The sequence below is a fragment of the Arthrobacter sp. 9MFCol3.1 genome (assembly GCF_000620385.1).
In the GTDB taxonomy this organism is placed as follows: Bacteria; Actinomycetota; Actinomycetes; order Actinomycetales; family Micrococcaceae; genus Arthrobacter.
Window position 1 is genome coordinate 72,967 of the sequence record NZ_KK211131.1, and the last position, 12,417, is coordinate 85,383.

The following is a 12,417-nucleotide window of genomic DNA, read 5'->3' on the forward strand; positions in this document are numbered from 1 at the left end:
GGCCCGTAGGAACCTGGTACTACCGCGTCACCGCCACCGACGCCGCCGGAAACACCGGCACCGGCTCCAACGAAGCCACCGCCACCATCCAACCCGGTGCCGCTGGGACTGCGACCGTGCTGGCTGTCGGCGACATCGCCTGTGCCCCCGGCGCAGTTGTCACCACGTCGGCGTGCCGCCATGGCGACGTGGCCGCGGTGGTCGCGGCCCAGTCGCCCGACAGGTTCATCGCCCTTGGGGACCTGCAGTACCAGAACGCCACTCTTGCCGAGTTCATGGGGGCCGGCGGCTACAACGACTCGTTCGGCGCCCTTAAGGGCATCACTTCTCCGGTGCTCGGCAACCATGAATATCTTGACAACACCCGCGGCTATTTCGACTACTTCTATGGCCCCGGCGTCTCCACGGGCGACTTCGGGTCCCGGCCGGACGGCTACTACTCGACGACGATCGGGGCCTGGACCTTCATCGCCCTGAACAGTGAATGCGGGCCCGGCGGGGTGGCGGGTGGATGCGGGGTCGGCAGCCCGCAATATTTGTGGTTGCAGGACCGTCTCACGAATTCCCCGACCGCGTGCACCTTGGTGGCGGCCCACCATCCGCGCTGGTCAACGGGCGTGAACCACGGCTCCTACCCGGAACTGGGACCGATGTGGGACCTCATGGCCAGCCATGGTGTCGACGTCATGATCTCCGGGCACAACCACGTCAGTGAGATCTTCAAGCCGATCGGCGCGTCCGGCTCAGGTGCGGTTCCGGCGCTCTCCCCGACCGGGATCCGGTCCTTTACCGCAGGTGCCGGCGGGGCGGATCTCCAGGCGTTGTCGGCCAACACCGATCCCCTCCTGACCGCCATGGTGGCCCGGAGCCGTAGCGCCTTCGGGCCGCTCAAATTGACCCTGAACGAGACGTCGTACTCCTGGCAGTTCCTCCCGCTTCCCGGCATGACGTTTACGAACATGGGCACAGCCGGTTCCTTCTCCGGCAGCGACACGTGCCACTGACACCGCCCATTCACACCGGCCGCCACGCCCGGGATCCCGCCGATTTGGCATAGATTTCTACGCAGTGTAGAACTGAGGCATTGATATTTGTATTTCAAATGCAAGTATCGCATCGGACCCGGCTGAAGACGCCGGGCCACTACCTCAGGAGTCAACATGCTCTCGGACAAGTCCTTCCCCGTCATCGAGGCCACCCTGCCGCTGGTCGGTTCCCGGATCGGGGACATCACCCCCAAGTTCTATGCCCGCCTCTTCGCCGCCCACCCCGAACTGCTGGACGGCCTGTTCAGCCGCTCCAACCAGCGCTCGGGCAATCAGCAGCAGGCCCTGGCCGGAAGCATCGCCGCCTTCGCCAGCCACCTGGTGAACAACCCGGACACCCTGCCGGAGACCGTGCTGTCCCGGATCGCGCACCGCCACGCTTCCCTCGGCATCACCGAACCGCAGTACCAGGTGGTCTACGAGCACCTCTTCGCCGCCATCGCCGAGGACCTGGCCGAGGTCATCACCCCGGAAATCGCCGAGGCCTGGACCGAGGTCTACTGGCTCATGGCGGACGCCCTCATCAAGCTCGAGAAGGGCCTCTACGCGGCCCAGGCGAACGCCAAGATGTGGACCCCCTGGAAGGTTGCCGCCAAGACCCCGGCCGGCACCGGCTCCATGACCTTCACCCTGGAACCGGCCGACGACACCCCCATCACCGCGGCGCTGCCGGGCCAGTACGTCAGCGTCAAGGTCACGCTTCCGGACGGGCTCCGCCAGGTCCGCCAGTACTCCCTCTCCGGCGACGCCGGCACCAGCCGCAGCTTCACCACCAAGCTCGACGACGGCGGCGAGGTCTCCCCCGTGCTGCACAACAGCGTGGCCGTGGGCGACGTCATCGAAATCTCCAACCCCTACGGCGAAATCACGCTCAAGGAGGGCGACGGCCCCGTGGTCCTGGCCTCGGCCGGCATCGGCTGCACGCCCACGGCCTCCATCCTGCGCTCCCTGGCCGAGTCCGGCTCGGACCGCCAGGTCCTGGTCCTGCACGCCGAAAGCACCCTGGACAGCTGGGCGCTGCGCTCCCAGATGACTGACGACGTCGAACGCCTGGACGGCGCCGATCTGCAGCTCTGGCTCGAGCAGCCCGAAGCCGGTTCCAACGCGGGCTTCATGACCCTGCGCGAGGTGGACCTCCCGGCCAACGCCTCGCTGTACCTGTGCGGCCCGCTGCCGTTCATGAAGAACATCCGCAACGAGGCCATCAGCGCCGGCATCCCGGCCACGAAGATCCACTACGAGGTCTTCGGCCCGGACATCTGGCTCGCCAGCTAAAACACTCATCGGCTGGAGTTCGACGGCGGCCCCGCACCTCTTCGTGAAGGTGGGGGGCCGCCGTCGTCAAGCGGTGCCCGCGCAGCCCTCGCAGGGCGCGTCACCCCGCGGCGGGCGCCCCGGTGATCGCGTGGCCGAAGCGCAGGAGGTTCCCGGGGTCGTACGTGGACTTCGCGGACCGCATCCGCTCATAGACCGCAGGGGACCAGGCCCGGGCACGGTCGGCCTCGTCGCCCGGCGCGCCATGGAAGTTGACTAGGGTATAGCCGGTGGAGTGGGGAGCCATCGCGGCCAGGATCCCGCCGATGGAGGCCGATACGGCCTCGGCAAGGGGCGGGATGTTGAACCCGACGAGGAAGAGCAGGAAAGCCGCGTCCCGCCCCGACACCGCATCCGGCAACGCATCCGGCACGGCAGCAGTCCGGGCCAGCGCGCCGCCCAGCGGCCGGACCTCCACCAGCAGCAGCGGGCAGTCCGAGCCTTCCCCGGTGAGCTCGAGCAAGTCAGCCACAGTCTCTTCGCCGAAGTCCTTCAGGAGCGCTCCGCCGTCCATGAAGGGCAGCGGGTCCGCCGGGTCCATGTGGATCTGGTCGACGTCGAGGTAGCTCATGGGCCCGGCCGTGTCCATCAGCGGGGTCGAGACCGCCCGCATCGGGGCAAGCAGCGCGTCGCCGGCCTCGCGGTTCCCCAGGAAGGCAAAGCGCAGGTGCACGACGAACTGGTTGCGCAGCGGCTCGGGAACGAAGTCCATGTCCGGAAGCCGCAGCAGGGAGACCGAGGGTGAGGCATCTTCGGGCAGCGTGGGCAGCCAGTGACGGAAGGCAGCCAGGATGGTGGCCGCATCCGCCCCGGGATAAATGATGCCGCCGCCGTAGAAGTCACTGAAGGGAAAGAGGCTGAACTCAAGGGCGGTCACGATCCCGAGGTTGCCCTTGCCGCCACGCATCAGTGCAAACAGCTCGGCCTCGGCGTCGGCGTCGATCCGCCGCAGCGCGCCGTCGGCGGTGACAATTTCCATGCTGCGGACGTGGTCCGCCGCGAAGCCGTGGGCGCGGCCGAGCACGGGCAGCCCGCCGCCGAGCGTGTAGCCGACGACGCCGACGTCGGTGCTGGAGCCATGCAAGCCGAGGAGCCCGTGCGGCACGCTGGCCTCCAGGACGGTGCGCCACTTCACCCCCGCGCCGACGCGTGCGGTGCGTTCACCCGGATTGATCTGCAGGTCCTGCAGCCGGCGCGTGTTGATGAGCAGGCCGCCATCGATCGCCGATTCGGCGCCGTGCCCGGTGGACTGGACGGACACGGGAAGCCGGCGCTCCGCCGCCCATTTCACCGCGGCCGCGACGTCCCGGGCATCTGCGGCACCCAGAACGACGTCGGGCCGGTGCACCGTCGCGACGTTGAAGGCGAACGTCTCCTCCGCGAATGCGGGGCTGTCCGGCAACGCGACCGGACCGCTGACAGCCCTAGACAAAGCATCGATGTCGTCATTGACAAGCATGAGGAACTCCTGAAATCTCGCTGACCGCGAGCAGGTCGGGGGCGCGGCCGCACCCGCCCGGAATGCCCCCAGCGCACGCTCCAACCGGCGGCCGGCCCGGCTGATGGAATGCGGACAAGCCTAGGGATCTGGCCGGACGCGGCCTAGGGACCTAAGTCCCGGCGTCGCGGACGGCAACGAAAACGGCGGCCCCGCATCTTCCGGGAAGATGCGGGGCCGCCTTCGTTAGGGTGCTGTTGGGCCGGCTGCTACTGCTCGGCGGCCATGCGCTCCTTAAGTCCTGCGAGTTCGGCGCGCAGTGCCTCGGGCAGCGAGCTGCCGAAGTTGGCGAACCATTCCTCGATCGAGGCCAGCTCGGTGGTCCACTCCGCGGGGTCGACACGGACGGCCTCTTCAACCTGGGCCGGGGTCATGTCCAGGCCCTTGAGGTCGATCGCGTCAGCGGTGGGGACGAACCCGATGGGGGTCTCCACGGCGTCGGCCTTGCCCTCGAGGCGTTCGATGGCCCACTTCAGGACCCGGGCGTTGTCACCGAATCCGGGCCAGGCGAATCCGCCCTCGGAATTGCGGCGGAACCAGTTGACCAGGAAGATCTTGGGCAGCCGCTCCGGGTCGGCCTTCGCGGACAGGTTCACCCAGTGGTTCAGGTAATCGCCTGCGTCGTAACCGATAAAGGGCAGCATGGCCATCGGATCCCGGCGGACGACGCCGACGGCACCGGCTGCCGCGGCAGTGGTCTCCGAGGACAGGGTGGAGCCCATGAAGATGCCGTTGGACCAGCTGCGCGCCTCGGTGACCAGCGGGATGGTGGTCTTGCGGCGGCCGCCGAACAGGATCGCGGAAAGCTCCACGCCGTCCGGGTTGTAGTACTCCTCGGCCAGCATGTCGATCTGGTCGATCGGCGTGCAGAAGCGGGAGTTCGGGTGGGCGGCGGGCGTGTCCGATTCCGGGGTCCAGGAGTTACCCTGCCAGTCGGTCAGGTGCGCGGGCACCTCGTCGGTCATGCCCTCCCACCACACGCCGCCGTCGTCCGTCAGGGCGACGTTGGTGAAGATGCTGTGGCCCTTGGCGATGGCGCGCATCGCGTTGGGGTTGGTGCCCCAGCCGGTGCCCGGCGCCACGCCGAAGAGGCCGGCCTCGGGGTTGACGGCGCGGAGCTCGCCTTCCTTGCCGAACCGCATCCAGGTGATGTCGTCGCCGAGGGTTTCGACCTTCCAGCCCTCGATTGTCGGATCCAGCAGGGCGAGGTTGGTCTTGCCGCAGGCCGACGGGAAGGCGGCGGAGATGTAGTAGTTCTTCTGCTCCGGCGAGGTCAGCTTGAGGATGAGCATGTGCTCGGCCAGCCAGCCTTCGTCGCGTGCCATCACCGAGGCGATGCGCAGGGCGTAGCACTTCTTGCCGAGCAGGGCGTTGCCGCCGTAGCCGGAGCCGAAGGACCAGATGGAGCGCTCCTCCGGGAAGTGGACAATCCACTTGTCCGGGTTGCAGGGCCACGGGACATCGGCCTGGCCGGGGGCCAGCGGGGCGCCCAGGGAGTGCAGTGCGGGGACAAAGAACGCGTTGGTCGCGGTGATCTTGTCCAGGACCTTGGTGCCGATGGTGGCCATGATGCGCATGGAGGCGACCACGTAGGCGCTGTCGGTGATCTCGACGCCGAACTTCGGGTCCTCGGCGTCCAGGTGGCCCATCACGAAGGGGATCACGTACATAGTGCGGCCGCGCATGCAACCGGAAAACAGGCCGCGCAGCTTTTCCTTCATCTGCGCCGGGGCCATCCAGTTGTTGGTGAAGCCGGCGTCGTGTTCCTTCTCCGAGCAGATGAAGGTCTGCTCTTCGACGCGGGCCACATCGGCGGGGTCGGAGAACGCCGCGAAGGACTTGGGGAAGAGTTCCTCGTTCAGCCGGGTCAGGGTGCCTGCGGCAACGAGCTCGTCGGTGAGTCGCGTGTTCTCCGCTTCCGACCCGTCAACCCAGTAGATCCGGTCCGGCTGTGTCAGTTCAGCCACCTCTTCTACCCATGCCAGCAGACCGGCATGTGTGGTGGGTGCCTTTTCAAGCAACGGCAGTCGCGCCAGATCTCCCATTACGGTTCCCTTCCTCGGGTTCAGTGGTGTGTCCTAAATGCTAGGGCTCGGCAGGGGACCCATTCCGGGCCCGGACATGGGATGACCAGGGCGGAATAAATCAAAAACCGCGGAAATTCAAGGAACTGGCCGGCCACCATCCCTCCTTTTTGTGACTAAGGTCACGTAGACCGGTCTAGTCGGCTAAATTACACCCGCTTCGATTTGTAACTGGGCCCGGGCTCGCGTAAAGTAATTCGAGGTTCGGGGAGCAAGAAGTTCTCCAAGAGCCGAGAATGCGCCCATAGCTCAGCTGGATAGAGCGTCTGTCTACGGAACAGAAGGTCAGGGGTTCGAATCCCTTTGGGCGCACAGATAAAGATCCGCCCCGGTTCGCCGGGGCGGATCTTCTGCTTTAACCGCCGGGTGCGTTAGGCGCCAGGGCACCGGGTTAGGCTCCGCCTGATGCTGGGCCGGAGCGGCCCAGCGTCAGGGATCAGGACGTGGTCCGGACGATGATGTTGCGGATGTCATCGAAATGCGTGCTGAGCCGCTCGGAGGCGAGGGCCTTGTCCGCCGTTGCGACAGCCTCATAGATCCCGCGGTGCACTGCGGCCGTTGCCTGCAGGTCGACGGCGTACGGTCCGCCGAGTTCGAGGTGGATCCGGCGGTAGACCTTCCAGAAGACGTCCATCAGGCTGATCAGCAGGTCGTTGTTCAACGGCTCGAAAAGCCTGCGGTGGAACTCCGCGTCGGCCTCTATGAAGGGCTCCCCCGCGGCAGCCAGGGCTTCCATCCGGTTCACGGACTCCTCCACGGCGGCCAGCTGTTCGGCGCTGATCCGGTCCATGGCGGCGCCGACCAGGCCCGATTCAAGTGCTTGCCGGACCTCCACGAGCTGCAGGGCTTCCTCGCCCTGATGGCGCAGAGACAGCCGGGCCCGGAAGGTGAGCCCGTCGGTCAGGGCCTCGAAATTGCTCGGCGCCACGAACATGCCGAACCCGTGGCGGATCTCAATGACACCCAGCGCCTGGAGCGCCTTCAAGGACTCGCGCAGGGTGTTGCGGCCGACGCCGAGTGCCGCCGTAAGCTCGTTCTCGGTCGGCAACGGGTCGCCGGGAACCAGGTCGCGTTCCAGGATCAGCTCCAGGATGTCCGACTGCAGCGCCCGGAGCCGGGCCTGGGCGCTGAACCTCGCCAGCGGTATGGCCGGGCCTGTTGTCATGTTGCGTGCGGCCATGGCCGCCTCCTCCCCCAAGTATGGTCCCAACAGTATCGACCGTCCCCCGTCCTGCAAAGGGTTCGGCCCGGCACATTACGCCGGAACCCCGCACCGCCGGAGCCCGGAGTTCCCCCGGATCCGGCCATGGCCCCGGCGTAGGCTGGTGCCATGACGGCACAGATTGAGCGGGAATTCGATGTCATTGTGATCGGCGCCGGGGCTGTGGGCGAGAATGTGGCGGACCGCGTGGTCCGCGGCGGCCTGACAGCAGTGCTCATCGAGGCGGAACTGGTCGGCGGCGAGTGCTCCTACTGGGCCTGCATGCCTTCGAAGGCGCTCCTGCGGCCGGGCACTGCGCTGCATGGCGCGCAAACGGTCCCCGGCGCCCAGGAAGCAGTCACCCGCACCCTGGATCCGGCAGCCGTGCTGAAGCGGCGGGACTACTTCACCTCGAACTGGCAGGACGACAGCCAGGTCAAGTGGGTGGAGGACACAGGCATCGAACTGATCCGCGGCCACGGCTGGATCACCGCTCCGCGGCAGGTCGAGGTGGCCGGGCTGGACGGCAACGGCTACGCGCTCACGGCCCGGCACGCCGTGGTGGTCGCCACGGGCTCCGCCCCCAACCAGCCGCCGGTCGAGGGGCTTCACGACGTCGAGTACTGGACCACCAGGGAGGCGACCTCGGCCCGCGCGGTCCCCGCGCGGCTTGCGGTCCTCGGCGGCGGCGTTGCCGGTGTCGAACTCGCCCAGGCCTATGCCCGCCTTGGCTCGTCCGTGACTCTCGTGGCCCGCGGCGGGCTCCTGGGCGTTTTCCCGGAGCAGGCCGCAGACCTGGTCGCTGCCGGCCTGCGCGCCGATGGCGTCGACCTCCGTCTGCACACGGGTACGCGGAGTGTGCATGAGAACGACGACGGCTCCCTCACCGTCGTGCTCGACGGCAGCCCCAAGGGCGGCCCGGGCGCCGGCCCCGCTGCCGGCGCGGCCCCCGGCGCGACGATCACGGCGGACAAGCTGCTTGTCTCCACGGGCCGGCACCCCGCCCTTGAGGGGCTCGGCCTGGACAGCGTCGGCCTCACGGCACCGGAGGGCGGGACCCTGCGGCTCACCACCGATTCCACCGGACTAGTCCACCACGCCACCGGGAACGATGTGTCCGGTTCCCCGTGGCTCTATGCTGCGGGCGACGCCGCCGGAAGGGCGATGCTGACGCACCAGGGCAAGTACGGGGCGCGGGCCACCGGAGACGCCATTGCCGCCCGGGCCAAGGGAGAACTCAGCGGCGAGCCGGCACCGTGGAGCCGCTTTGCCCAGACGGCCTACGAGCACGCGGTGCCGAACGTGGTGTTTACGGATCCGGAACTGGCGAACGTGGGCCGGACCATGGCGCAGGCGGAGAAGGACGGCTTCCGGGCCTCCGCCGTGGAACTCCCCATCCAGGTGGCCGGCTCCTCCCTGCACGCCGAACACTACGAGGGGTGGGCGCAGCTGGTCATCGACGAGGACCGCAAGGTGCTGCTGGGCGCCACGTTCGCCGGCCCGGATGTGGCTGAACTCCTGCACGCAGCCACCATTGCGGTGGTGGGGGAAGTGCCGCTGAACCGGCTGTGGCACGCCGTGCCCTCCTATCCGACCATCAGCGAGGTCTGGCTCCGCCTGCTGGAAGAGTACGGCCTTTGACCGGCCGGGGATGAGCCGCCGGCGCCGCGGCCCCGCGGCACCGGCTGAGGCTGCGGCCGCTGGCGGCGGCACGTCTCCTTCATCACACCACCCGCATTCTATTTGAACTGACCGGTCAGTTTAGTTAGCCTTGAGTGGACATCGTTTCTGCGAAAGGCCCGCTTTGCTCTGCGTACACCAGCTCTCCGTGACCGGCCGGCGGGATGACCTCCTACCGCCCACCTCGCTGGAGGCCGCACGCGGTGGCCTCCTGCTCGTCGAGGGCGTCCGCCAGGACCAGCGCACCGCCCTGGCCCTGGCCCTGAGCGGGCGCATGAAGCCGTCCGCCGGAACCGTGGGCTGGGACGGAAGTGCCCGGATCAAGGACCTCCGGCAGGCGAGCAACGTGGTCGACTCCCCTGGCGTCAACGAGCCCGAACAGCACCTGAGCGTCCGCGACCTCGTCACCGAGGACCTGGCCCTGGTGCCGCGCCGCCACCGCGGCGCCGCGCGCAGCACCCCCTGGCTCAGGCTCAACGGGTTCGAAGACATCGCCTCGCTGTGGACCGAGCAGCTGCCGGCGGGCCGGCGGATCGAGCTGCTCACGGCGCTTGCCCTCGCCAATCCGGACACCGGCCTCCTCGTGGTCGACTCCCCCGATCGGCACAGCGGCGACACTGCCGACTGGCTGCCGCGGCTGCAGGAACTGGCGCACGACGCCGGGCGGCCGCTCGCCGTCGTCGCCACCGTCACCCGGATCCCGGAGCGCTGGTCCGGGCCCGCCGCCATGATCGGCAATGCACTCGAGCACGAAAAGCTCGCGCACGAAAAGGTCGCATCCGAAACCCTCCCAACAGAACCCCTCTCCCCCGAAACCGAGGACGCAAAGTGACTGTGCTGCGGCTGGCCCGCTCCGAGCTCAAACGAATGACCGGCGGGCTGCTGCCCAAGCTGACCATCCTGGCCCTGGCCCTGGTCCCGCTGCTTTACGGCGCCGTGTACCTCTACGCCAACTGGGATCCGTACGGCAAGCTGAACCAGATCGATGCCGCCCTGGTGGTCCAGGACTCCGGTGCCACGGCCGCCGACGGCACGCGGCTGGAGGCCGGCCGGAAGGTCGCCGAGTCCCTGGTGGATGGCCACGTCTTCAACTGGAAGACGGTCGCCAGCACCGAGGAAGCGGACCAGGGTGTCAGTAACGGAACGTACGCGTTCGCCCTGAAAATCCCGCAGGACTTCTCCGCGAACCTGGTCTCCCCCGGCAGCTTCGACGCCGCCAACCAGGCCATGCTCAACGTCACCACCAACGATGCCAACAACTATCTCCTGAGCACCATCGTGGACAAGCTGACCACTGCGGTGCACACCACGGTCGCCAAGGAGGTGGGCGAGGAGACCGCCAACCAGCTCCTCACCGGATTCGGCACCATCCACACGCAGATGCTCAAGGCCTCCGACGGCGCGGGCCAGCTCGCCGACGGCGTCGCCCGGCTCCACGAGGGCACCGTGACCCTGCACCAGGGCACCGGCGAGCTCAAAACCGGTGCCACCGAGCTCTACAACGGCGAGCTCAAGCTCCGCGACGGCGCCGCTTCGCTCAGCGCCGGGGCCGGCCAGCTCAGCACCGGCCTCACCCAACTCAAGGACAAGACCGCGGCCCTGCCCGCCGACGCACAGCGGCTGGCCGACGGCGCCGCGCAGGTGGCGGCCGGCAACGCCGCGCTCAACACCGCATTTAACAACACAGTGCAGGCCATCCCCGGGCAGCTTGCCGCCGCGCAAGAGTCCGCGCAGCAAGCCGCCGCGCAGGCCCAGCGCAGCAGGGTGGTGGCCTCCACCTCCCGTCTGGTCGCCGCCGGCGTCCTCACCCAGGAGCAGGCGGACAAGGTAGTGGCCGACGTCGACGCCACCCCCGCGCCGCCCGCGGCTTCCGCGGCTTCAGCTGCGGCGGCTGCCTCCGGCGCCAAGCTGCAGGCCGCCGCGGCGCAGGTCCAGAAGCTGGCCGACGGTTCCGCCGCCGTCAGCGCCGGCGCGGCTCAGCTGGCGGGCGCCGCGCCCGCCCTCAGCGACGCCGTCGCCAAGGCCTCCGCCGGGGCGGACCAGCTCGCCGGCGGTTCTGCGGCCCTCGCCGCCGGCCAGCAGAACGCCGTCGACGGCGCGGGCAGGCTCGTGCAGGGTGCGCAGAAACTCGACGACGGCGCGGCGCAGCTGGAGAGCGGCGCGGCGACCGCCTCCGACGGCGCGGGAACACTCGCCGCGGAACTCGCCAAGGGCGCTGGCAAGGTCCCCAACCCCGACGATGCCCAGAAGAACAGCCTCTCCAAGGTCATGGCCGATCCGGTGGCCGTCAGCAATGTCTCGCAGGCCAAGGCCGGGTCCTACGGCGCCGGGCTGGCACCGTTCTTCCTGACGCTGGCCCTGTGGATCGGCATCTTCATGCTGGTGCAGGCGATGCGCCCGGTCACCCAGCGGGCGCTGGCCTCCAATGCACCGGCCTGGAAGATTGCCGCAGGCGGCTGGCTCCCGTTCCTGGCGGTCTCCGCCGTACAGGCGAGCCTGCTGACCCTGGTGGTGGACGTGGGGCTGGGACTGGACCCCGCCCACCCGGTGCTCATGTGGTTCCTCATGCTGGCGGCCGCGATGGCGTTCAGCGCAATCATCCAGGGCGTGGTGGCGCTTTTGGGCTCGCCCGGCAAGCTCGTGGTGCTCATCCTGCTGGTGCTGCAGCTGGTGTCCTCCGGCGGCACTTTCCCGTGGCAGACCACGCCCGAACCGCTGCACGTGGTGCACCAGATCCTGCCGATGGGCTACGTGGTAAGCGGCATGCGGCACCTGATTTACGGTGCTGACCTGGCACTGATCCTGCCCACCATGCTGGGTCTGGTTGGCTACACTTTGCTGGGACTGGCAATGTCGACCGTTGCCGTCCGAAAGAACAAGTACTGGACGCTCAAGACGCTGAAACCGGAGATCGCCGTATGACCACCAGCCCCAGCGGCGGCAGCCGGGCAGGTTCCGGGGACGCCGGGAAAAAGCTCCGCCCCGCCCGCACGAACGCCACGAAACAGAAACTGTTCGAGGCGTCCATGGAACTGATCGGCGAGCGCGGCGCGGCGGGCGTCACAGTGGACGAGATCGCCACGGCCGCCGGGGTGTCCAAGGGCACGGTGTATTACAACTTTGGCAGCAAGTCGGACCTGATCGCCCAGCTGCTGCGCCACGGCGTGGACATCCTCCTGGCACGGCTCTTGAGCGTCCGCGACGACTCCGCCGATCCCCTCGCCGCCATGGAGGAGATGATCGGCCAGGCCATGGACTTCATGGCCGAGTACCCGTCCTTCGCCCGGCTTTGGGTCAGCGAAAACTGGCGCACCCCCAGCGAATGGCAGGACACCTTCGCCGAGCTCCGCGGGCGCCTGCTCGCGGTGATCGGCTCAGCCATCGACAGCGTCGCCGCCGTCTATCCCGTGGATTCCGGCGTATCCCGGGGCAGCCTGGAAACAGCAATCTTTGGGGCCTGCTTCGTGGTGGGCCTGGACCGCCAGACGTACAACCCGGAGCGGACCAGGGAGCAAAGTGTGGCCGCAATCATGGCCTCCATGCGCGGCTACGTCGTGAAGCAGCCGCCCGCTCAGGCATGATTGTTCACATGCG

9 protein-coding genes and 1 tRNA gene are annotated in these 12,417 nt (G+C 68.3%); 7 read left to right on the plus strand and 3 right to left on the minus strand.

All coding sequences use genetic code 11. From position 1 onward, the window contains the following. Window positions 1-1,004 (plus strand): metallophosphoesterase family protein (locus C560_RS22340; RefSeq protein ID WP_051533264.1); only part of this gene is annotated, 1,004 nt, incomplete at its 5' end. A gap of 156 nt (window positions 1,005-1,160) precedes the next feature. After that, the gene (locus C560_RS0117750; protein WP_026539202.1) at window positions 1,161-2,321 is read left to right on the plus strand and encodes a globin domain-containing protein; all 1,161 of its coding nucleotides are present in this window, start codon (window positions 1,161-1,163) and stop codon (window positions 2,319-2,321) included. Between the two features lie 100 nt (window positions 2,322-2,421). Here the strand turns inward: C560_RS0117750 and C560_RS0117755 are convergent, their stop codons facing one another. Together C560_RS0117755 and C560_RS0117760 are read right to left on the minus strand one after the other, a co-directional pair. Next, window positions 2,422-3,819, minus strand: coding sequence for an FAD-binding oxidoreductase (locus C560_RS0117755; RefSeq protein ID WP_026539203.1), 1,398 nt, complete (start codon window positions 3,817-3,819; stop codon window positions 2,422-2,424). A gap of 248 nt (window positions 3,820-4,067) precedes the next feature. Further along, on the minus strand, window positions 4,068-5,903 hold the full coding sequence (locus C560_RS0117760; RefSeq protein ID WP_026539204.1) for a phosphoenolpyruvate carboxykinase (GTP): 1,836 nt from the start codon (window positions 5,901-5,903) through the stop codon (window positions 4,068-4,070). A gap of 277 nt (window positions 5,904-6,180) precedes the next feature. On the opposite strand from C560_RS0117760, the gene C560_RS0117765 reads away from it, so the two are divergent. Further along, window positions 6,181-6,254: transfer RNA gene (locus C560_RS0117765), tRNA-Arg, on the plus strand. 124 nt (window positions 6,255-6,378) lie between these two features. Here the strand turns inward: C560_RS0117765 and C560_RS0117770 are convergent. Continuing rightward, a complete protein-coding gene (locus tag C560_RS0117770; protein ID WP_026266578.1) occupies window positions 6,379-7,107 on the minus strand; it encodes a FadR/GntR family transcriptional regulator in 729 nt (242 codons plus the stop codon). A gap of 165 nt (window positions 7,108-7,272) precedes the next feature. On the opposite strand from C560_RS0117770, the gene C560_RS0117775 reads away from it, so the two are divergent. The 4 genes from C560_RS0117775 (at window position 7,273) to C560_RS0117790 (ending at window position 12,404) form a co-directional block, all read left to right on the plus strand. Then, window positions 7,273-8,784: a dihydrolipoyl dehydrogenase family protein gene (locus C560_RS0117775; RefSeq protein WP_026539205.1), complete on the plus strand. Its 1,512-nt coding sequence runs from the start codon at window positions 7,273-7,275 to the stop codon at window positions 8,782-8,784. A gap of 163 nt (window positions 8,785-8,947) precedes the next feature. Beyond that, window positions 8,948-9,655 carry an ABC transporter ATP-binding protein gene (locus C560_RS0117780; RefSeq protein ID WP_026539206.1) on the plus strand — a complete coding sequence of 236 codons (708 nt, stop codon included), beginning with the start codon at window positions 8,948-8,950 and terminating at the stop codon, window positions 9,653-9,655. Then, complete coding sequence (locus C560_RS0117785; protein WP_026539207.1) at window positions 9,652-11,745, plus strand: YhgE/Pip family protein; 2,094 nt, start codon at window positions 9,652-9,654, stop codon at window positions 11,743-11,745. The genes C560_RS0117780 and C560_RS0117785 overlap by 4 nt, the downstream gene beginning before the upstream one ends. After that, the gene (locus C560_RS0117790) at window positions 11,742-12,404 is read left to right on the plus strand and encodes a TetR/AcrR family transcriptional regulator (RefSeq protein WP_026539208.1); all 663 of its coding nucleotides are present in this window, start codon (window positions 11,742-11,744) and stop codon (window positions 12,402-12,404) included. The genes C560_RS0117785 and C560_RS0117790 overlap by 4 nt, the downstream gene beginning before the upstream one ends. Window positions 12,405-12,417: the final 13 nt, after the last annotated feature.